We start from the raw sequence: 20,274 nt of genomic DNA, 5'->3' as shown, positions 1-20,274 counted from the left end.
GCCGCAGATGTCCATCCGCGGCGAAAGTCTGCCGCTCTCGCGCCCGTTTCGTATCTCGCGCGGGGCCAAGACCAGTGCCGATGTGGTGGTGGTGGAACTGGCTCAAGGCGGGATGGTCGGGCGCGGGGAATGTGTGCCCTATGGCCGCTATCAGGAAAGCTGCGCCAGCGTGATGGCGCAGTTGGAGGGTTTGCAAGGGCAGGCTCTGGATCGCGCCGAGGTGCAGCATCGTCTTCCCCCCGGCGCGGCGCGCAATGCTCTGGACTGTGCGCTGTGGGACTTGGAGGCGAAGCTTTCCGGCGTCGGCGTGGCGCAAAAGCTGGGCATCGCCCTGCCACCCTCGCTGCCCACGGCGCTGACCGTCACGCTCGACACGCCCGGGGCCATGGCGGCCCAGGCGCGAGCGCTGGGCAAGGCTACCCTCATCAAGATCAAGGTCGATGACACCGCCCCGCTGGAGCAGATCCACGCCGTGCGCCAGGCCGCGCCCGAGGCAAGGCTGATCGTCGATCCCAATGAGGCGTGGTCGCCTGCCCTGCTGGCCGATGCTTTGCCGGAACTGGCAGACTTGCGCGTCGATCTGCTCGAACAGCCAATCCCTGCCGCGCAAAGCGAAGCCTTGGCCACCATCACCCCGCTGGTGCCGATCTGCGCCGATGAGGCCTGCCATACCTCTGCCGATCTGCCTGCGCTGGTCGGGCGCTACCAATTTGTGAACATCAAGCTGGACAAGGCCGGAGGCCTGACCGAAGCGCTGTCTATGCTGAGCGCCGCCCGCGCCATGGGCTTTGGTGTGATGACCGGCTGCATGACCGCTTCATCCCTGTCCATCGCGCCAGCCATGCTGATCGGTGCCCAATCGGATTTTTGCGATCTGGACGGCGCCATGCTGATGGTCGAGGATCGCCCGGGCGCCATGCCGCTGCGCGATGGCCAACTCTGGCCTGCCGCCAAGGGCTTCTGGGGCTGAAGGCTTTTCCGCGACCAGTTGTTGCAAGCGATTCAAACGCAGACCGCCATAAGCTGAATGGAAACGGGCATGCGATGCGTGGCATAGCGGCCACATCCTACCGAGCCTCTGCCCTGCTCATCCAGCGCTGGTGATTCTGCAACCGAAGCGACCTTCGGCACAGCCTCCATAGCGCCAGCCCCCCTTGAAAATCATTTTAAAACAATATTTTCAAGGCATTCACACCGATGCAGCGCGGCAAAACCCGCCTGCCAGCATCCTTGCAAAAGCAGAACCAGCGCAAAACCTGCTCCCCGTAGCGTCAGGAATATGTACGCAGGATGAAGGGCGTCCGTGCATTTTTTGGAACACCATAGGATAAATTTCGTATTTGGAAGCGCAGCTTGTCTGCTGTAGCTGCCCTTCCAGAGGGTGCGGTTGGGCATGCCCGAGGCTTCGTCAGAAAGCCGGGGCGCAGACAACAATTCGCAAGGTTCAGGAAACTCGATGATCCATACCCTCCCCTCGCGCGCCCGGCGTGCGCGTTCGGCCACCTCTTTTTCGCTGCTGCTGAGCACGGCCACCATCTGCGTGCTGCCCTTCGCTGTTACCGCTCAGGCCGAAACCGCCGCGACCGCAGCCGCCTCCACTGACGCAGATCAGGGCAGCATCGTGGTGACGGGCCGCTCCAGCGCGACGCAGGCCCCCGGCGGCGGCCTTCTGGGCCGCGAGACCGCGCCCAAGGCCGTGCAGACCGTCGACCGCGACTTTATCGCCAAGCAGGCCCCCACCATCAACGCCCAGCAGCTGCTGGCCATGCTGCCCTCGGCCAATGTGTCGGACGCCGACCCCTATGGCCTGATGCCCGGCCAGAGCTATGTGCGCGGTCTGGATTCCTCCGAGACCGCCTGGGTGATGGAAGGCGCGCCGCTTAACGACATGTCTTCGGGTGCTTTCTACGCCGAGGAATATGTCGAGGCCGAGGATCTCAAATCCGTCTCGCTGCAGCCCGGCTCGGTCAACATCTCGACCCCGACAGTCAATGCCACCGCCGGTCAGGTCATCATGACCCTGCAGGAGCCCACACACCAGTTCGGCGGTCTGGTCGATTTCTCGACCGGCAGCGACAATCTGGCCCGCGAATACATCCGCGTGAACACCGGCGACATCGGCAACACCGGCATCCGCGGCTTCCTCTCCTATTCGCACACCTATGCCGACAACTGGACCGGCGTGGGCCATGCTGAAAAGCATCACACCAACGCCAAGTTCGTGAAGGACTGGAGCAATGGCAGCCGCACCGCTCTGGTGGTGGCTTACAACAATGAAGTCGCCAACTTCTATGCCAACCCCACGCTGGCGCAGTTCGGCCAGTATGGCAACAAGTACAACTATGCCGCGGTTCCGGGCACCTCCAGCTATTACAAGCTGCAGGTCAATCCCTTCTCGAACCTGTCGGTTTCCATGCCCACCAAGGTCGTGCTGGGCAGCAAGCTGACCCTGAATGACACGCCCTATCTGTGGAACGGCGTGGGTTCGGGCTCTTTCGGCACCACCACCACGCAGGGCAAGACCTATGCCGGTACGACGCCCGTGGCGGTCCATCTGGGCGTGGCCAACGGCACCTCTGTGGTGACGGAATCGATCGGCCAGAACAACCAGCTGCGTCTGGGCAACACCGTCTCGGTGGATTACAAGCCGATCGAGCATAACACGCTGACCTTCGGCTGGTGGTATCAGCATACGGTGCAGCATTTCTACACCCGCATCGGTCAGGTTGATGCCAGCGGCAACCCGGTCAATTACTGGGGCACCTCGGGCTATTACACCTATGGCGACAACACGCCTTACGACTGGCGCAACTACAAGAACCATGCTGAGGTGAACGTGCTGTTCGCTCAGGATGCGGTCGATGCGCTGGACGACAAGCTGCATGTCGAGGCCGGTCTGAAGTATGCGATCATCTATTCGCATCTGTTCTCATTTGTGTCGGGCGCCAACCCCGATCAGCAGATCACCACGCGCAAGTGGCTGCCGCAGTTCAGCGCCTCGTATAAGCTGGACGATCACAGCCAGATCTATGGCACGATCAACACCAACTTCCGCACGCCGATGGCGACCTCGCTGATCAACTTCTATTCCAGCAGCACCGGCGCGCAGACCCAGACCTCGGGTTCGACCAAGCCGGAAACCTCGCTGTCGGAAGAGATCGGCTATCGTTACAATGGTTCGGTGATCACGGCCTCGATTTCGGGCTTCCATTACTACTTCAAGAACCGCCAGATCTCGCTCAACACGATCGTCAACGGCACGCAGCTGGCGGAATCGCTGAACGCGGGCAGCCAGGAGAGCTGGGGCTTCGACGCCCAGATCGGCACCAGCCCGATCATCTATCACCTGCGCCCCTATGCCACCTTCGAATATCTGGACGCCAAGATCAAATCGAACCTGCCCGTCACCTCGACGCTGGGCGGTGTGGCGATCAATGATTATCTGGCCACCAATGGCAAGACGCAGGTTGCCTCGCCGCATGTTCAGGCCGGTTTTGGTCTGGATTACGACGACAAGAAGCTCTTCGTGAACGTGCAGGCCAAGTATATTGCCAAGCAGTATTCGTCCTTCATGAATGACGAAGCGATCCCCGCCTATGTCAGCACCCATGCCAGCATCGGCTATCGCCTGCCGGCCTATGGCCTGCTCAAGGCGCCGGAAATCCAGCTCAACGTCCAGAACCTGTTCAACGGCGTGGCGCGTACCGGCGTGAACAGCTACAAGACCAATGCCACCACGCAGACTGGCCTGAACGGCGGCACCGTCACCGCTTCGGCGCCGACCTACTATCTGATGCCTGCGCGCACCTTCGCGGTGACGCTCTCCACGGCGTTCTGATCGCAGGACAGAGCTGATCGTGCCGCCGGGGCCCTTAGCCGGGCTCCCGGCGGCATGTGAGTTTTAAAAGGGGGATTTCATGCGCCTTATCTCGTCCCTGTTGGCGACTGTCGCCATGCTGAGCGCCGCTCCGGTGCTGGCCGCGCCCGCGCGCACGCCCACTCCGGCCCGCATTCCGATCAAGGTGGCGATCCTCACCACCTATGAGCACGGGCAGGACAAGGGCGATGCCCCCGGCGAGTTCCAGGCCTTTGCCGAGCGCATGACATGGAGCAAGCATATCCATGTCCCCGGCGTGGAACATGATGTGCTGATCTCGCCCGATGGGGTGATGGGCGTGGTGACCGGCATGCGCGGCCGCCCGCGCGAGACGCTGGCCGCGATCATCAGCGATCCGCGCTTCGATGTGTCACACACCTATTGGGTAGTGGCGGGGATTGCCGGTGTCGATCCCAAGGCGGCACCGGTGGGCGCGGCGGCATGGTCACATTGGGTGGTCGATGGCGATCCCGTCTTCGAGATGGATGACCGCGAGATCTCCGCTGACTGGCCCTATGGCATCTATGCGCTGGGCACGCATCATCCGGACCAGAAGCCGATGGGCGGCGCGGTGCACAGCGTGGGCCTGCAGGCCGGTTCCAGCGGCATGGTCTGGCAGCTGGACAGCGGGCTGGTGGATTGGGCCTATGGCCTCACCAAGGGCGTGACGCTGGCGGACAATCCGGGGCTGGCCAAGGCGCGCGCCGCCTACGCCGGAAATGGCGGCGTGCAGACGCCCCCTGCCGTGATGCTGGGCGACACGCTGGGCACGGTGCGGTTCTGGCATGGCATGAAGCGCACCGATTGGGCGCGCAACTGGGTGAAGACCTGGACCGATGGCCAGGGTCATTTCGTGATGAGCGCCTGCGAGGATCAGGGTATTCTCGATGTGCTCTCCCTTTATGGGGCGGATCACAAGGTGGATGCGCGCCGCGTGCTGGTGCTGCGCGGCGGCAGCAATTACACCGAGGAACCTGCTGGCCAGTCTCAGGTGCTGAATGATTTCACGCCGGGCGGCGCGCTGGCCGCCTATGAGTCGATCTATCGCACTGCGACGCCGGTGGTGAAGGCGCTGGTCTCGGGCTGGGGCCGCTATCGCGACACGCTGCCGGTTGCGACCAAGCCCTAAGGCCTCACCACGAAGCGATCACCCTGCCGAGGCAGAATGAAACGCACCGGCAGGTCGCTGGCCTGCGCCAGTTGGCGTGTGATCAGACGGCGCGTGGCCTCTTCCTCGCCCGGCAGATATTTGATGTGATCGACGATCACGGTCACCCCCCGCAGCGCTTCAGGCCCGCCCGCCAGCGCCGCCAGATCGCGCAAAGAAGCGATCAGGCGCGAGGGCGTCATATGGCCGAAAAGCTGCTTGTCCTCGCGCGGATCGGGGTAGGAGGCCTCGGTGATGATCGCCTTCAACCGACCTTCGCGCAGCAGCGGCGCGGCGGCCTGCCACAGGCTGTGCAGTTCATCATGGCCGGGACTGTCCGGCCCATGATCGCCAAGACAGAGCGCAGCCGTTTGCCCGGCCTCGATCAGAAACGCCGTGGAGGTCACGCCGCCATGCTCCAGCGGGTAGGCGGTGGCGCGCATCGCGGTGCCCTCCACCGCTTCGGCCACGCCGGGCGCCATATCCCGCAGGTGCAGACTGCCCAGCCGGGGCGCGGGCCCACGATCGGCGAAATTGGGCCATGCCCGCCAGTTGAGATAGTCCCCGCTCAGCACCGCATTGGTCGAGGGCAAGGCATAGACTGTCTTGCCGGGATAATCTGTCGCGGCGATCAGCAGGCCGGCCACATGATCGAGATGGGCATGGGTGACCAGATAGGCCTTGATATCCTGCCCTAGCGCCCTGCCCGCACTTTCGCCGCTCAGCGTGCCGCGCTTTTGCGCCACCAGCAGGCCCTGCCCCAGCGTTCCAGCGTCACAGGTCAGAGCGCGCGGATCGCCGGTGGGATGGATCAGAAAGCTGGTCAGATCGCCATCGACGATCCCTCCCCGCACGCCCAGCGCCACAATCTCAAGCCCCCCAGGCGCCGTCTGCGCATGGGCCACACCGGGTGCACAGGCCAGCAGCGCCAGCGATGTCAAAAACCGTTTCATGCCCAGCCCCTATCGCGTTTTGCGGTGACGTGAAATCGCCATTGACGCTTCGGGCTTTCCCACAGGCTTGCCTGTGGCTATCAGCCGCTGCCAAATGAACGCACCTGTCGCAACCCTCGATCATGCCGCCACCCTGCTCGACGCCCATCCGGACTTCCGGGTGCTGCGCCGCCTGCAACCCGTGGACTGGCTGCACAAAGGCCCGGCGCAAGGCGAGATGCGTGTCGGCGTGGCCGTCGATGTCGAGACGACCGGGCTCGATCATGACAACGACAGGATCATCGAACTGGCCATCCAGCGCTTTCGCTTCGATGCGCTGGGCCGCGTGACCCAGCTTGGCAAGGCGCGGGTCTGGCGCGAGGACCCGGGCATGCCGCTCGACCCACGCATCACCAAACTCACCGGACTGATGGATCAGGACCTCACCGGCCAGACCATCGATGAAACAGCCGCCGCCGATCTCCTCGCCTCGGCGGACATCATCATCGCCCATAACGCCGCTTTCGACCGGCCCTTTATCGACCGCCGCCTGCCCGCCATCAGCGGCAAACCATGGGCCTGCTCGATGGCCGAGCTGGACTGGCTGGAATTGGGCTTCGACGGGCGCGCGCTGGGCCATCTCGTCTCGCAATGTGGCTGGTTTTACGAGGGGCACCGTGCCGAGAACGATATTCTCGCGCTGATCTATCTGCTGGCCCATACCGCTCCGGATGGCGCAACCATCATGGCCCGCCTGATGGAAGCCTCGCAGCGCCCGACCTATCGCATCAATGCTGTCGAAGCCCCCTTCGAGGCCAAGGATGCCCTGAAAGCCAAGGCCTATCGCTGGGACGCCGCGATGCGCTTCTGGTGGAAGACCATCCCCGAGGAAGAGCTGGAGGCCGAACGCAATTGGCTGGACCAGAACGTCTATATCGGGCGCGGCTCCCCGGCCATCTTCCCGCAAACCGCATGCGAGCGTTACACCCGGTAAATCCCTCTGATATGGCGGTATAAATTTCGCGACAGACAGGCCTTCACAAAGCCCCGGCCATGCCCATCTTGCGCAGCGCCCCCCTGACGACAGGCGGCTTTCATCAAGGACATGTCCATGCCCGATCTTTATGCCATGACCGTTCCCACCTTTATCCGCGCTTTCAAGAACCTTGACCATGTGCTGGCCAAGGCTGCCGACAGCGGCATCGCGGAAGAGGAGCTTTTCAACGCGCGGCTGATCGCGGACATGCTGCCGCTGGCCAAGCAGGTGCAGATCGCTTCGGACACCGCCCGCTTCGCTGCCGTGCGCGTCGGTCAGGCAGAGCCCTCGGCCATGGCGGATGAAGAGGCCAGCATCGCCCAGCTGCGTGAGCGTATCGCCAAGACCATCGCCTATCTCGAAGCCGTCGATCCCGCCGGTTTCGCGGGCCGCGAAACGGCGCAGGTGGTGCTCAAGCTGCCTCAGGGCGAGGTGCCCTTCACCGGCCAGAGCTATGTCACCGATTTCGCCCTGCCCAACTTCTTCTTCCACGTCACCATGGCCTATGCGCTGATGCGCATGAAAGGCGTGCCGCTGGGCAAGATGGACTTTCTGGCCGGCGGCCAGCCCGTCGCCTGATGGATCGAGGCCCCCCGGCGGCAGGCCCAGCCTTGCCGCCGGGGGGCAGCGGATAATCCCCGCCAAAGCGCCCTTCTCATACATTCCGTTACATTGTCGCGGGCCGCGATTTTTAACCTTTTGTCAGCCATGTTGCCGGATATGCGGAAGGCGGAGGGAACACGCAGATCAGTCGTTGATCGGCTGATCCCAGAAAGGTATTCGCCTCATGACTCTTTCCCTTGGCAGCGTCAGCAGCACCGCATCCTCGCTTCTCAGCTCGCTGACCGGCAGCGCGCCGGCAGTCGCGCAGACCGCGACCACGACCGATCCCACGGCGACCACTCAGGCCACCGCCACGCCCGCCAAGCCGCATCACGGCGGTCATCACCATGGCGGCGGAGCCAGCACTCAGAGCTTCGGTGACATTCTCGCCGCGCTGACCGACCCGACCTCCACCACCTCGGGCACGACCACGCTCACCGGCAGCTCCAGCTAAGCCTTGACCGCATAGGCACAGGGCCTGCTCATGATCCGTACTGACGCCATCGCTCTGGGGCCGATCCTGCCGATCGATCTGCCCGCCCTGTGCCTGTGGGACGACGATCCCGCGATCACCCGCCTCAACCGCCCCTATCTGCCGCAGAACCTGCAGCGCCAGAGCGATTTCTGGCTCAATGCGGGCAATGATCGCGAGCGCGTCTTTTTCGCCATCCGCAAGCGCCCCAGCCCCGACATCATTGGCCATGTGCAGATCATGGAGATCGAGGCGATCCACCGCTCGGCCTCGCTGGGCATTCTGATCGGCAAGGTGGAGGATCGCGGGCAAGGCTATGGCCGTCAGGCCATGCAGCTGGCGATCGATTATTGCTGGCGGCACCTCAATCTGCGACGGCTTTCGCTGCGCGTGCATGCCGAGAATGAGGCGGCCATCGCGCTCTACATCCAGTTGGGCTTCGCCATCGAGGGCGTGCTGCGGCAGGCCGAATTCATCGATGGCGACTGGAAGGATATCACGCTGATGGCTCTGCTTCGCCCGGAGGCGTGAAGCACCCACACCCTTGAAATCCCCGGCGACAGGCCTCATGTCCGCGGCTCCCCAATTCAATGGAGCCCCGCTCACCCATGACGACGCCTTCGGACCAGACCATTACGCCACAGACCCATGCTTTCGAGGCCGATGTCTCGAAGCTGCTGCATATGATGGTTCATTCCGTCTATTCCGACAAAGACGTCTTCCTGCGCGAGCTGATCTCCAACGCCGCCGACGCCTGTGAAAAGCTGCGCTATGAGGCGATTGCCACGCCCGCCCTGCTGGGTGATGACCCGCAGCTGCAGATCACCATCACGCTGGATGCCGATCAGCGCCAGCTGACCATCGCGGACAATGGCATCGGCATGAGCGCGGCTGATCTGGCCGAAACGCTGGGCACCATCGCGCGTTCGGGCACCAAGGCCTTTATGGACAGCATTGCCGCCGCCAAGGGCAGCGAAAATGCCAGCGGGGAGACCCAGCTGATCGGCCAGTTCGGCGTGGGCTTCTATTCGGCCTTTATGGTGGCCGAAAAGGTCGATGTGATCTCGCGCCGGGCTGGCGAGGAGACCGCCGCCGTGTGGTCCTCCGATGGTCTGGGCACCTACACCATTGCGCCGGTTGCGCTGGATGAAGCCCCGCAGCGCGGCACCCGCATCGTGCTGCACCTGCTGGAAGAGGCCAAGGATTACGCCGAGCGCCACCGCATCGAGCAGATGGTGCGCGCCCAGTCCGGCCATGTTCCCGTGCCCATCGTGCTGAAGGACAAGCCTGATGCCGAAGCCACCCAGCTGGCCGACGGCACCGCGCTCTGGACCCGCCCCAAGAGCGAGATCAGCAAGGAAGAGTACACCGATTTCTACCGCAGCGTGGCCGGGCAGTGGGACGAACCCGCCCTCACCCTGCATTACCGCGCCGAGGGGCGTTACGAATATTCGGTGCTGGCCTTCGTGCCGGAGAGCAAGCCCTTCGACCTGTTCGACCCCGACCGCAAGGGGCGGATGAAGCTCTATGTCCGCCGCGTCTTCATCACCGATGAGGCTGAGCTTCTGCCGCGTTATCTGCGCTTTGTGCGCGGTCTGGTCGACAGCGCCGATCTGCCGCTCAACATGTCGCGCGAGATGATCCAGGACAGCCCGATCCTCACCACCATCCGCAAGGGCCTGACCGGCAAGGTGCTGGGCGAGCTGGAAAAGACCGCCCGCGACGACGCCGAAGCCTATGGCAAGCTGTGGGAGACCTTCGGCGCGGTGCTGAAGGAAGGCCTCTATGAGGACTTCGAACGGCGCGAGCCGCTGCTGCGTCTGGCCCGTTTCAAGACCACGACCTCAGGCGGCGCATGGCGCTCGCTGGAGGACTATGTCGCGGGGATGAAGGAAAACCAGACCGCGATCTATTACGCCACCGGCAGCGATCTGGACCGCATCGCCGCATCGCCCCAGCTGGAAGGCTTCCGCGCGCGGGGCGTCGAGGTTCTGCTGCTGCCCGATCAGGTCGACAGCTTCTGGGCGCGCGGCATGGATCTGGACGGCAAGCCCTTCACCTCGGTGACGCAGGGCGCGGCGGATCTCAGCCTGATCCCGCTGCCCGAAGGCAAAGAAGCCCCCAAGGCCGAGGCCAGCGATGCGGTCAGCAGCTTCCTCGGCTTCGTGAAGGAGACTTTGGGCGAAAAGGTCTCGGATGTGCGCCTGTCGGATCGCTTGACGGACAGCGCTGTGTGTCTGGTGGCGTCGGACAGCGGGCTTGACCGCCAGCTGGAAAAGCTGCTGGCCAATGCCGGACAGACGCCCGCCGGCGCCAAGCCCGTGCTGGAAATCAACCCCGGCCATGCCCAGATCGCCCGCCTCGCCGCTCTGCCCGAGGACGATGTGCTGCGTGCGGATGCAGCCCATCTGCTACTCGATGAAGCGCGCATCGTCGATGGCGAGCAGCCGCTTGACCCGCGCGCCTTCGCCGACCGGCTGGGCCGCCTGATCCAGCGCGCCACGGCCTGAACACGTGTGGGCCGGTGAGCGATCACCGGCCCATGCTGGCCCCGGCGAAAAGTCCGCTAAGTGCGGCAGATCATCGCCAATCATATCCAGCCCGCCTCAATGCGGCGAAGATAGCGCGCGGAGCCAGCCGTTCCAGGCGTCATTGACGTATTCATGTATCGGCCCTCGTGGCCGCTGTGTGGAAATTTCAATCAAAAACGGACGAACCGGAGCCGACAACAAAGCTGCCGCTTTCGTCAAGGCGTTTCCGCCGACTTGGGCGTAGCCTCAGGATCATAGGGCTGCGGATTTCTGCCAACATCACCGATTAACCACCAATGACCTTCCCCCTCGGCGCACTGGCCGTGTTGGCAATCAAGCATTTGAGACATCATTTGTCGAATCTCTAAGACCCTCTCGCAATTCACCTCCGGATCAAATTTTGCGTGTATGATGACCGCCGGTTCTAAGCCTCGGGCCAGCTTCAAATTTGATCGAAGGCTATTTTTTGAGATATTGGCACCGTTGAATGTCAACGCGCCGTTCGCAGCAACGGTTACCGTGTCAACGCCATTCCAGATGCTGTGCCCTTGGCGAGGTGTGATCCAACCTGCGGGACGAGCTCCACATCCTTTACCATAAATGGTTGCCTTCGTGTGGCAGCCACTCGCACATAACGCTAGGCTCAACAAAAAGGCTATCTCGCGCTTCATATCTCTCCAGATGTCATTGTTCTTTCGCTCGCGCCAGCGTCCGCTCTCCCTAACTTTACGGGCATTCCCATTCCACGCAGCGGCTTACAAGAGCTGTCCCATTGCTTCCGATATCTGACGCCGAACCCGTGGCACAAACTTGACACTAAAGGGATTGCAAAGGGCGATAGCCCTTTGCCCGCCGGAGGCCCCCTCCGACCTCAATCCTTCTGGAAATGCGATGTGTTCTCGAAGCCTGCGTTCGCCTTGGTCATCTTGATCAGCTTGCGCAGATAGGCCTTCACCTCGCGCTCGAAGCGGCGCTCGCTGTAGACGCCGGTGCGATTGTACTCATCGCGGTCCAGCAGCTCTTTCAGATAGGCACCGAACCGCGCCTGATCCTCCACGGAAGGATGCACCCGCGCCAGCCGACAGACGAACTCCTCCGCAGCGGCCTTGTCGTAATCATCCTCGTAATCGCGGCCGCGCCGGTCGGCCCGGTCCTGATCCACCTGCGATGCGGCAAAGCGACTGGCCAGCCAGGCTTTTACCGTCTCGCCTTGCCATACCGTCTCGCTCATAGCTGTCACCTTTTCCATCGCCTCAACCCTATCCACTAGGGGCATCCCCTAGGCAATCTGCACGATTACCTAGGGAGAAGCTTATAGGAAATAGCGCGGGGAATCGGCGCAAAATATGCTATAGGCGCTGCAGTGGAGAAGACCTTGCGCAGTGCAGATCATCCGGCGGCCGACAGTACGCCCAATTTTGAAGAAGATCTGATCGAAGCGAGCGAAAAGCTCGCCGCCGCCAGATCGCTGGACGAGGTGGTCGCCGTGCTGAGGCAGACCGCCCGCAAGGTCGTCGGCGCCGATGGCATCGCCGTCATCATCCGCGAGCCGGGCCGCTGCTTCTACGCTGTCGAGGATGCGATGGCCCCGCTCTGGGCGGGCAAGCGTTTTGATGAAAACAGCTGCATCTCCGGCTGGGCGATGCAGAACCTGCAGACCGTCCGCATCGCCGATACCACCGAAGATCCGCGCATCCCGCAGGAAGCCTATACGCCCACCTTCGTGCGCAGTCTGGTGATGGTGCCCATCGGCTCCCCGCGCGCCGTGGCGGCGCTGGGCGCCTATTGGGCGGATATGGGCCATCAGCCGCGGCATATGGTGCGCCGTCTGGAAAGTCTGGCCCGTCTGGCCGGGATCGCCATCGAGAATGCACGCCTGCTCGATCAGGTGAAGAATGACAGTCGCCAGCGCAGCCTGATGGTGGCGGCGGGGCGCATCGGCCTGTGGTCCTTCCATATCGCCTCGGGCGAGCTGGACACCTCGCCCATGTGCCGCATCAATTTCGGGCGCGATCCCGATCAGCCCTTCAGCTATGCCGAGCTGCACGCCGCCATCCATCCGGAGGACCGGGCGCGGGTGGAGCAGGCGCTGGCCAGCAGCATCGCCACCGGCGGCGATTACGATATCGACTATCGCCTGATCACCCCTGCGGGCGAGATGCGCTGGATCGGCATCCGCGCCCAGCCTGCCTACAGCCCCGAGGGCACGCCGCTGACGCTCGATGGCCTCTCCATCGACATCACCGAGCGCAAGAAGATGGAAGAGGCGCTCCAGACCTCAGCGGCGACGCTGGAACATCTGGTGCATGCCCGCACGCAGGAGCTTGTCACCGCACAGGAAGCCCTGCGTCAGGCCCAGAAGCTGGACGCCATGGGCAAGCTTACCGGCGGCGTGGCGCATGATTTCAACAATCTGCTGGCCCCCATCATTGGCGGGCTGGATCTGTTGCAACGCCGGCAGGTCGGTGGCGAGCGCGAACAGCGCATCATCTCCGGTGCCCTGCAATCCGCCGACCGCGCCCGCACGCTGGTGCAGCGCCTGCTGGCCTTTGCGCGGCGCCAGCCGCTTAGCCCCGAGCCGGTGGATCTTGCCGCGCTGATGGCGGGCATGCGTGAGCTGCTGCTCACCACGCTGGGGCCTCAGGTGGCGCTGGTCTATGATGTGGCGCCGGGGTTGCCGTTGGCTCTGGCCGATCACAATCAGGTCGAGATGGCGCTGCTCAACCTTTCGGTCAATGCGCGCGATGCCATGCCGGACGGGGGCCTGCTCAAACTGTCCGCCGATGCGCGGACGGTGGGTGCCGGCCATGGCGAGGTCAGGCCGGGGCAGTATATCGTCATCACCGTCACCGATACGGGCGTGGGCATGGATGCCGAAACCCGTGAGCGGGCCATCGAGCCTTTCTATTCCACCAAGGGCGTGGGCAAGGGCACCGGGCTGGGCCTGTCGATGGCGCATGGCCTGGCGTCGCAGCTGGGCGGCGCGCTGACAATCCGCAGCGCGCCCGGCAAGGGCACGGTGATCGGCCTGTGGCTGCCGGTCAGCAAGGCTTTGGCCGCGCAGCCTGCTGCCTCCGCGCCTGCGCAAGTGTCGGCGATGACCGGTGTGGCGCTGCTGGTGGATGATGAACCGCTGGTGCGCATGAGCACCGCCGATATGCTCACCGAACTGGGCTTCGAGGTGATCGAGGCCTCCTCGGGCGCCGAGGCGCTGGAGTGTCTGAGGCAGGAGGGCAAGGTCGACATCGTCATCACCGATCACCTGATGCCGGGCATGACCGGTGTGGAGCTGGCACGCGCCGTTGCGCGGGACTGGCCGGGAGTACCGGTGATGCTGGTCTCGGGCTATTCCGACGCGCGCGGCATCGAGGCCGGTCTGCCGTTGCTGGAAAAGCCCTTCCGTCAGGCCGATCTGGCGGCGCGGCTGGAGGCGGTGTTGCCTCAGCTGTCGCTGCCCCGCCCGAACTGAACGCCCTTTACAACAGGCAGCGTTTGGTGATCCGATCGACCGCCTCGCCATTTTTGAGCGGGATGGCGCGGGCGACGGCATAATCGGCAAAGCCCTGCTTGCCATAGAAGGCCAGCCCGCCGTGATTGTCCGCCCGGATGGTGGCGCTGATCGCCGTCAACCCCAGAGCGCGGGCGCGCGCCTTCGTTGCAGCAAACAGGGCCGAGCCGACCCCGCGCTGCGTGCCATCGATGCGCGCAAAGGTCGCGATATCACCGATGTCGTCGGGCAGCGGCGGATTGCGCACCAGCGTCTGGAAGCCCTCGATCCGACCCGTTGCCGCAGCCACGGCCACGAAGCAGCAATGCACATGCGGGCCGATCAGATAGGTTTTGGCCAGATCTTCAGCGCTGAACGGGTCTTGCAATGCGGTGGTGCCGCCACGCGCGATGATCGCATTGAGAAGATCAGCCAGTTCGGCTGCATCAGCCGGGGCCACATCGCGGATATGCAGCTCGTCACGCATAGCGGTCATCGTCAAAGCATCAGTCCTTTTGGAAACGACAAGAATTTGAGGTTACAGGACTTTCTTGGGACGGACAGGCGCTTGTTCAAGAGGTGCCCGCCCTCATTTTCCGCTATACGCCCGCCACTTTCGACCGCTACAGACGCAGGCTTGCCAACAGGCCGCCCGAGCGGCTGAAGCCATGTCGAAGAGGAGCGGGTCATCCATGATGCACAGGCTGAAGGGGCTGGCGCTGGCCGCCGCGCTGGTGGCAGGGCCCGCACAGGCGCATAATCCCATCGTGCCGGGCTGGTATGCCGATCCGGAAATCCGGCTGTTTGGCGGGCAATACTGGATCTATCCCACCACCTCCGACGATGATGGCTCGCATGATGTTTCGACGCGGATATCGCCCGAGCAGCAAGCCCTGCGCCGCCAGCCGACTGTGCGTCCGTCCTATCTGCAGCAAACCTTTTTCAACGCCTTTTCCTCGCCCGATCTTGTGCATTGGAGCAAGCATGCCCATGCCCTCGATATCGCCGATGTGCCCTGGGCGGCCTATGCGGTCTGGGCGCCCTCGGCCATCGAGCAGGACGGGCGCTATTATATGTTCTTCGCCGCCAACGACATCCAGAACGACAGCCAGACCGGCGGGATCGGTCTGGCCGTGGCGGACACTCCGGCAGGGCCATTCAAGGATGCGCTGGGCAAGCCGCTGATCGGGGGCTTTCACAATGGCGCCCAGCCGATCGCCCCCTTCGTCTATCGCGACGATGACGGGCAGGTGTACCTTTATTACGGCGGCTGGGGGCACTGCAATGTGGTGCGCCTCAGCCATGATCTGCGCTCGATCCTGCCCTTTCCCGATGGCAGCACCTACAAGTCCATCACGCCGCCGGGCTATGTCGAGGGATCGTTCCTCGTGAAGCGCAAGGGCATCTATTATCTGATGTGGTCGGAGGGCGACTGGACCGGGCCCGATTACAGCGTCTCCTATGCCATGGGGCCAAGCCCGCTCGGGCCGTTCAAGCCGATGGGCAAGATCCTCGCTCAGGATCTGAGCATCGCGCGTGGGGCGGGCCATCATTCGGTGGTCAATGTGCCGGGCACCGATGACTGGTACATCGCCTATCACCGCCGCCCGCTGGGCGACGACAAGGGCGAGCATCGCCAGATCGCCATCGACCGCATGATCTTTGCCGAGGACGGCACGATCAAGCCCGTTGTGATGACGAAAGACGGTGTGGCCCCGCGCCCGATCCACTGAACTGCCCCATCTCTTCCCCCCGGAGACTTGCCTTGAAAAATCTTGTCGCTCGATTGCTTCTGGCTGTGGCCAGCCTTGCATTGACCGCCCCGGCCATGGCGCAGGAAGCCCCCGAAGCGCTGGCCGATCTGGTCAATCCGCTGATGGGCACGGATTCCGATCATGAACTGTCCTATGGCAACACCTATCCCGCCGTCGCGGTACCATGGGGCATGAATTTCTGGAGCCCCGTCACCGGCAAGCCGGGCAGCGGCTGGGGTTACATGTACCATGACAAAAAGATCAACGGCATCAAGCAGACCCATCAGCCCAGCCCGTGGATGAAGGATTACGCCGCCTTTTCGCTCTTTGCGGAAACCGGCCCGGTCAAGCTGAAGGAGGATGAGCGCGCCAGCTGGTTCAGCCACAAGGCCGAGGAAAGCCATCCCTATGGCTACAAGGTCTATCTGGCCGATTACAACGTCACCGCCGAGGTGACGCCCACCAACCGTGCCGCGCAGTTCCGCTTCACCTTCCCCAAAAGCGATGACGCCCATATCCTGCTCGACGGTCTGGCTGGCGGATCGATGGTGAAGATCGAGCCGGAAAAGCGGCGGATCATCGGCTATGTGCGCAACAATCATGGCGGGGTCCCGGGCAATTTCCGCAACTACTTCGTCGCCCAGTTCGACCATGATTTCAGCATCAGCCAAAGCTGGGATGAAGCCTGGCAGCTTTCCAACGCCCTGACCCGCGAGGGCGCCCATGTCGGCGCGGTGGTCAGCTTCAGGACCGCCGATGGCGAGCAGGTGGGTGTAAAGGTCGCCTCCTCCTTCATCAGCCCCGAGCAGGCCGAGCGCAATCTGGAGGAACTCGGCAGCGACAGCTTCGCCGAGACGCAAGCCAAGGCCAAGGCCGCATGGGAAGCCGAGTTGGGCCGCATTCAGGTCAGCGATCCCAATCTGGACAACCGCCGCACCTTCTATTCGGCGATGTACCGCATGCTGCTCTTCCCCCGCATGTTCCATGAGGTGGATGGCAGCGGCAAGACGGTCCATTACAGCCCCTATGACGGCAAGGTCCATGATGGCCCGATGTTCACCGACAACGGCTTCTGGGACACATGGCGCGCCGTCTTCCCCTATTTCGTGCTGGTGCGCCCCGATCTCGACAGCCAGATCATGCAGGGCCTCGCCAATGCCTATAAGGAGGGCGGCTGGCTGCCCGAATGGATGAGCCCCGGCCAGCGCGATGTGATGATCGGGTCGAATTCCACCAACATCATCGCGGATGCGTACCTCAACGGCGTGCGCGGTTTCGATGTGAACACGCTCTATGAGGCGATGGTGAAGAACGCCACCACCTCGGCAGGGCGGCCCCGCAATGCCAAGGGCGAGGTGCTCAGCGCCGTGGGCCGCGAGGGTGTGGAGGCCTACAACAGGCTGGGCTATGTCCCCTATGATATCGGCATCAATGAAAGCGCGGCGCGGACTCTGGAATATGCCACGGCGGATTTCTCCCTGTCGCGGCTGGCGGCGGCGCTGGGCAAGAGCAAGGATGCCAGGCTCTACGCGGGCCATGCGCAGAACTACCGCAATGTCTATGATGCAACATCAGGCTGGATGCGCGGGCGCAAGCAGGATGGCAGCTGGATGGCGCCCTTCACCCCCTATGCCTGGGGCGATGCCTTCACCGAGGGCAATGCGATGCATTACAGCTTCTCGGCGATGCAGGACGTGCAGGGGCTGATCAACCTTTCCGGCGGCGACAAGCCCTTCACCGACAAGCTCGATTCCATCTTCACCCTGCCGCCCCTGTTCGACGATGCCTATTACGGCGCGGTGATCCACGAAACGCGCGAGATGCAGATCGTCAACATGGGCCAATACGCCCATGGCAATCAGCCGATCCAGCATATGATCTACCTCTATGACTGGGCCGGTCAGCCGTGGAAGGCACAGGCCCATGCGCGCGATGTGATGGCGCGGCTCTATTCGGCGACGCCCGACGGCTATCCGGGCGATGAGGACAATGGCCAGACCTCGGCGTGGTATGTGTTTTCGGCGCTGGGCTTCTATCCGGTGACGCCCGGGGTGGGGCAATATGCCATCGGCAGCCCGCTGTTCCGCAAGGTGCAGGTCACAATGCCGGGCGGCAAGGCGCTGACCATCGAGGCCGAAAACAATGGCCCGAAGAACGTCTATATCCAGTCGGCCAGCTTCAACGGCACGCCTTACACCCGGCCATGGCTCTCGCGCGAGATGCTGCAGGCGGGCGGCACGCTGCGCTTTGTGATGGGGCCCACGCCCAATCCGCAATGGGCCAGTGCCAAGGCGGATGCCCCCTTCTCGATGAGCGCACCTTCCAAGCCCTGACGGCCTGCGCAAGGAACCACAGCCTCTCTTGACGCTTCATTCTGGTAGTGTTGCTGGGAGAGAAACCATGTTGTGGACCATTCTTGTCGTTCTGCTGATCCTCTGGGCGCTGGGCGCTTTCGTCGTGCCGGTGGGCGGTGGCCTGATCCATCTGCTGCTGGTGATCGCGCTGATCGTGCTGCTGGTTCAGGTCCTGTCCGGGCGCCGCGTACCCTGACGGATCGTACGCTGCTCCGCCGCCGCCTCACCTGGGCGGCGGCGGCATGCCTTGTGCTGCCGGGGCTGGGCCTGCTCGGCCTGGCGATGTTCCCTTGGGGCCTGCTCAAGGGCCGTATCGAGGCGCGCCTTTCCGAGCGCACAGGCCGCCCCGTCACCATCGGCGCAATGGAGCGGGTGGACACCATTTCCTTCCATCCCCATCTGCGCTTCAAGGCCATCCGCTGGCCGCAACCAACATGGGTCGAACCGGGGGCCAAAGCTGGTCTGGACGATCTGGCCCGCATTGATCAGGCCGATGTGCAGCTCTCCGTGTGGTCGCTGCTCTCCGGCAATATGGCGCTGGAGCGGGCCGATCTGAAAGGCGCCCTGCTCTCCTTCTATCGCAATGCGCAAGGGCGCAGGAACTGGTCCAACGGCCAGAGCAATGCGGGCGGCCATCCGGCGCTGCTGCGCGTGCTGCATATCACCGACAGCCGCCTGCGCTATCTTGACGACAAGCGCGACCGTTCGCTGGATGTGGCGATCACCTCCGACAGGGCCAGCCTGAGGGTGGAGGGCCAGGGTCTGGTGATGGGCCATCCCGTGCAGATCAAGGCGCAAGGCGCAGCCATCGTGGAGGGTCAGGCCCATGCCGCATGGCCCTATCAGCTGACCATCGAAAGCCCCGCCGTGGGCTTTGCCATAAAGGGCACCATGCCAAGGCCGCTCGATCTGGCTCATCTACAGGGTGAGGCGCAGGGCCATGCCACCGACCTCAAGCTGCTCGACGCGATCATCGAGGCCGGGCTGCCCGGCACGCAGCCCGTGCAACTGACGGCCCAAATCCGCCGCAACCGGCCCGATTGGGTGATTGATCACCTCTTAGGCACCGTCGGCCGGTCTGATATCGCCGGTCATGCCACCATCGTCAAACGGCAGGGGCGCAGCCGGATCACCGGAGCGCTGTTCGCCAACCGTTTCGATTTCAACGATCTCTCCTCCGATGCCGGCAAGGCGCGGGGCGCGGCGCTGAAGGCCCGGCTGGGGCCACGGTTGCTGCCCGGATCGGCGATCGATCTCAAACATGTCGTCCATACCGATGGGGCGCTGGATCTGCGCGTCGATCATCTGCTCTGGCCGGGGCCCAGCCCCTTCCGCAGCATGAGCGCCCATCTCTCGCTGGAGCGCAGCCGGTTGGCGATCAGCCCCCTCACCCTCGGCCTCACACATGGCACCTTCGCGGGCAGTCTGCGCATCGATCAGTCCAAACCGGGCCAACGCGATCCACAGTTGACGGTCAACCTCGCCATGCGCGGCGCACGGCTGATGGACTTCTTCCCCCCCGCCCAAATCGACGGCAGTCTGGTCGGAAACATGGCGATGAGCGGCTATGGCCATACGGTGCGCGCGGCTCTTGGCGCGGGAAGCGGCACCGTTGCACTGGTGGGCCGCGATGGGCAGATCCCGGCGCGCACCGCCGCTTTGCTGGGGCAGGATGTCGGCGGTGGGCTGACGTCAGGCAAGCAGGATATGGCCAGCCTGCGCTGCATGGTGATGCGGCTGGATGTGCGCCATGGCCTCGCCCGGCCCGCGCCGATCCTGATCGATACCTCACGCGGGCAGACCAGCGTGTGGGGCACGCTGAATTTGAGCGACGAAAGGCTGGCGCTCACTCTCAAGGGCGCGCCCAAGGGCAAGGCGCTGCTGCGCCTGCCCGGCGCCATCCCCATCGCAGGCACGATCAAACAGCCCGATATCAAGGTGCCGCCTCATGCAAAATCGCTTGGCGGCATCCTCGGCATGGTGGGCGCTGCCATCACCGGCAAGCAGGGGCCGCGCGCTCAGGATGCCGATTGCGATGCTCTGGCGGCACAAGCCTTGCGCTAAATTCAAGGGCGGTTACA

18 protein-coding genes are annotated in these 20,274 nt (G+C 63.6%); 13 read left to right on the top strand and 5 right to left on the bottom strand.

Translation table 11 applies throughout. The features are described 5' to 3' along the window. Positions 1-7 precede the first annotated feature (7 nt). Positions 8-970 (top strand): N-acetyl-D-Glu racemase DgcA, encoded by a 963-nt coding sequence (dgcA, locus tag HGK27_RS28955; RefSeq protein WP_241127574.1) that lies wholly within the window; start codon positions 8-10, stop codon positions 968-970. Positions 971-1,161: 191 nt separating this feature from the next. On the opposite strand, the gene HGK27_RS28950 is transcribed toward dgcA, so the two are convergent. Then, positions 1,162-1,395 carry a hypothetical protein gene (locus tag HGK27_RS28950; protein WP_206244246.1) on the bottom strand — a complete coding sequence of 78 codons (234 nt, stop codon included), beginning with the start codon at positions 1,393-1,395 and terminating at the stop codon, positions 1,162-1,164. Between the two features lie 61 nt (positions 1,396-1,456). On the opposite strand from HGK27_RS28950, the gene HGK27_RS28945 reads away from it, so the two are divergent. Both HGK27_RS28945 and HGK27_RS28940 read left to right on the top strand, forming a co-directional pair. Continuing rightward, complete coding sequence (locus tag HGK27_RS28945) at positions 1,457-3,838, top strand: TonB-dependent receptor (protein WP_206244245.1); 2,382 nt, start codon at positions 1,457-1,459, stop codon at positions 3,836-3,838. A 79-nt stretch (positions 3,839-3,917) separates the two neighbouring features. Continuing rightward, positions 3,918-5,006, top strand: coding sequence for a purine-nucleoside phosphorylase (locus HGK27_RS28940; protein ID WP_206244244.1), 1,089 nt, complete (start codon positions 3,918-3,920; stop codon positions 5,004-5,006). Here the strand turns inward: HGK27_RS28940 and HGK27_RS28935 are convergent. Further along, on the bottom strand, positions 5,003-5,977 hold the full coding sequence (locus tag HGK27_RS28935) for an MBL fold metallo-hydrolase (RefSeq protein ID WP_206244243.1): 975 nt from the start codon (positions 5,975-5,977) through the stop codon (positions 5,003-5,005). The two genes, HGK27_RS28940 and HGK27_RS28935, sit on opposite strands and share 4 nt — an antisense overlap. A 94-nt stretch (positions 5,978-6,071) precedes the next feature. On the opposite strand from HGK27_RS28935, the gene HGK27_RS28930 reads away from it, so the two are divergent. From HGK27_RS28930 to htpG, 5 genes are all read left to right on the top strand, one after another. Next, positions 6,072-6,950, top strand: coding sequence for a 3'-5' exonuclease (locus HGK27_RS28930; RefSeq protein WP_206244242.1), 879 nt, complete (start codon positions 6,072-6,074; stop codon positions 6,948-6,950). Positions 6,951-7,067: 117 nt separating this feature from the next. Next, entirely contained in the window at positions 7,068-7,571 is a 504-nt protein-coding gene (locus tag HGK27_RS28925; RefSeq protein ID WP_322099062.1) for a DUF1993 domain-containing protein, read from the top strand. Positions 7,572-7,779: 208 nt separating this feature from the next. Beyond that, entirely contained in the window at positions 7,780-8,049 is a 270-nt protein-coding gene (locus HGK27_RS28920; protein WP_206244240.1) for a hypothetical protein, read from the top strand. A gap of 30 nt (positions 8,050-8,079) precedes the next feature. Beyond that, positions 8,080-8,598, top strand: a complete 519-nt coding sequence (locus tag HGK27_RS28915; protein ID WP_206244239.1) for a GNAT family N-acetyltransferase — start codon at positions 8,080-8,082, stop codon at positions 8,596-8,598. A 77-nt stretch (positions 8,599-8,675) separates the two neighbouring features. Next, on the top strand, positions 8,676-10,577 hold the full coding sequence (htpG, locus tag HGK27_RS28910; RefSeq protein WP_206244238.1) for a molecular chaperone HtpG: 1,902 nt from the start codon (positions 8,676-8,678) through the stop codon (positions 10,575-10,577). Between the two features lie 236 nt (positions 10,578-10,813). Here htpG and HGK27_RS28905 read toward each other — a convergent pair whose 3' ends face one another. Together HGK27_RS28905 and HGK27_RS28900 are read right to left on the bottom strand one after the other, a co-directional pair. Next, positions 10,814-11,269, bottom strand: coding sequence for an ExbD/TolR family protein (locus tag HGK27_RS28905; RefSeq protein WP_206244237.1), 456 nt, complete (start codon positions 11,267-11,269; stop codon positions 10,814-10,816). A 200-nt stretch (positions 11,270-11,469) separates the two neighbouring features. Next, positions 11,470-11,829 carry a hypothetical protein gene (locus HGK27_RS28900; protein WP_206244236.1) on the bottom strand — a complete coding sequence of 120 codons (360 nt, stop codon included), beginning with the start codon at positions 11,827-11,829 and terminating at the stop codon, positions 11,470-11,472. 144 nt (positions 11,830-11,973) lie between these two features. Between HGK27_RS28900 and HGK27_RS28895 the strand changes: the two genes are divergently transcribed. Next, positions 11,974-14,067: a response regulator gene (locus tag HGK27_RS28895; protein WP_241127573.1), complete on the top strand. Its 2,094-nt coding sequence runs from the start codon at positions 11,974-11,976 to the stop codon at positions 14,065-14,067. Positions 14,068-14,074: 7 nt separating this feature from the next. Here HGK27_RS28895 and HGK27_RS28890 read toward each other — a convergent pair whose 3' ends face one another. Then, positions 14,075-14,581 carry a GNAT family N-acetyltransferase gene (locus HGK27_RS28890; RefSeq protein WP_241127887.1) on the bottom strand — a complete coding sequence of 169 codons (507 nt, stop codon included), beginning with the start codon at positions 14,579-14,581 and terminating at the stop codon, positions 14,075-14,077. A 196-nt stretch (positions 14,582-14,777) separates the two neighbouring features. Here HGK27_RS28890 and HGK27_RS28885 point away from each other — a divergent pair, with 196 nt between their 5' ends. The 4 genes from HGK27_RS28885 to HGK27_RS28870 all read left to right on the top strand — a co-directional run bounded on the left by HGK27_RS28885 (position 14,778) and on the right by HGK27_RS28870 (position 20,257). Further along, positions 14,778-15,818, top strand: a complete 1,041-nt coding sequence (locus tag HGK27_RS28885) for a glycoside hydrolase family 43 protein (RefSeq protein WP_206244235.1) — start codon at positions 14,778-14,780, stop codon at positions 15,816-15,818. Positions 15,819-15,850: 32 nt separating this feature from the next. Then, positions 15,851-18,172 carry a GH92 family glycosyl hydrolase gene (locus HGK27_RS28880; protein ID WP_407674672.1) on the top strand — a complete coding sequence of 774 codons (2,322 nt, stop codon included), beginning with the start codon at positions 15,851-15,853 and terminating at the stop codon, positions 18,170-18,172. Between the two features lie 67 nt (positions 18,173-18,239). Then, positions 18,240-18,389: a lmo0937 family membrane protein gene (locus HGK27_RS28875; protein ID WP_206244234.1), complete on the top strand. Its 150-nt coding sequence runs from the start codon at positions 18,240-18,242 to the stop codon at positions 18,387-18,389. 53 nt (positions 18,390-18,442) lie between these two features. After that, positions 18,443-20,257 carry an AsmA family protein gene (locus tag HGK27_RS28870; protein WP_241127572.1) on the top strand — a complete coding sequence of 605 codons (1,815 nt, stop codon included), beginning with the start codon at positions 18,443-18,445 and terminating at the stop codon, positions 20,255-20,257. Positions 20,258-20,274: the final 17 nt, after the last annotated feature.

It is taken from the genome of Novosphingobium terrae, from assembly GCF_017163935.1.
Classification (GTDB): Bacteria; Pseudomonadota; Alphaproteobacteria; order Sphingomonadales; family Sphingomonadaceae; genus Novosphingobium; species Novosphingobium terrae.
This window is presented reverse-complemented; position numbering and strand designations above follow the sequence as displayed.

Excerpts from the sequence above, each read along its gene's own strand:
- htpG (WP_206244238.1), top strand. The coding sequence starts at position 8,676 with ATGACGACGCCTTCGGACCAGACCATTACGCCACAGACCCATGCTTTC.
- HGK27_RS28915 (WP_206244239.1), top strand. The coding sequence starts at position 8,080 with ATGATCCGTACTGACGCCATCGCTCTGGGGCCGATCCTGCCGATCGAT.
- HGK27_RS28920 (WP_206244240.1), top strand. The coding sequence starts at position 7,780 with ATGACTCTTTCCCTTGGCAGCGTCAGCAGCACCGCATCCTCGCTTCTC.
- dgcA (WP_241127574.1), top strand. The coding sequence starts at position 8 with ATGTCCATCCGCGGCGAAAGTCTGCCGCTCTCGCGCCCGTTTCGTATC.
- HGK27_RS28945 (WP_206244245.1), top strand. The coding sequence starts at position 1,457 with ATGATCCATACCCTCCCCTCGCGCGCCCGGCGTGCGCGTTCGGCCACC.
- HGK27_RS28890 (WP_241127887.1), bottom strand. The coding sequence starts at position 14,581 with ATGACCGCTATGCGTGACGAGCTGCATATCCGCGATGTGGCCCCGGCT.
- HGK27_RS28925 (WP_322099062.1), top strand. The coding sequence starts at position 7,068 with ATGCCCGATCTTTATGCCATGACCGTTCCCACCTTTATCCGCGCTTTC.
- HGK27_RS28930 (WP_206244242.1), top strand. The coding sequence starts at position 6,072 with ATGAACGCACCTGTCGCAACCCTCGATCATGCCGCCACCCTGCTCGAC.
- HGK27_RS28935 (WP_206244243.1), bottom strand. The coding sequence starts at position 5,977 with ATGAAACGGTTTTTGACATCGCTGGCGCTGCTGGCCTGTGCACCCGGT.
- HGK27_RS28885 (WP_206244235.1), top strand. The coding sequence starts at position 14,778 with ATGATGCACAGGCTGAAGGGGCTGGCGCTGGCCGCCGCGCTGGTGGCA.
- HGK27_RS28950 (WP_206244246.1), bottom strand. The coding sequence starts at position 1,395 with ATGCCCAACCGCACCCTCTGGAAGGGCAGCTACAGCAGACAAGCTGCG.
- HGK27_RS28940 (WP_206244244.1), top strand. The coding sequence starts at position 3,918 with ATGCGCCTTATCTCGTCCCTGTTGGCGACTGTCGCCATGCTGAGCGCC.
- HGK27_RS28875 (WP_206244234.1), top strand. The coding sequence starts at position 18,240 with ATGTTGTGGACCATTCTTGTCGTTCTGCTGATCCTCTGGGCGCTGGGC.
- HGK27_RS28905 (WP_206244237.1), bottom strand. The coding sequence starts at position 11,269 with ATGAAGCGCGAGATAGCCTTTTTGTTGAGCCTAGCGTTATGTGCGAGT.
- HGK27_RS28900 (WP_206244236.1), bottom strand. The coding sequence starts at position 11,829 with ATGAGCGAGACGGTATGGCAAGGCGAGACGGTAAAAGCCTGGCTGGCC.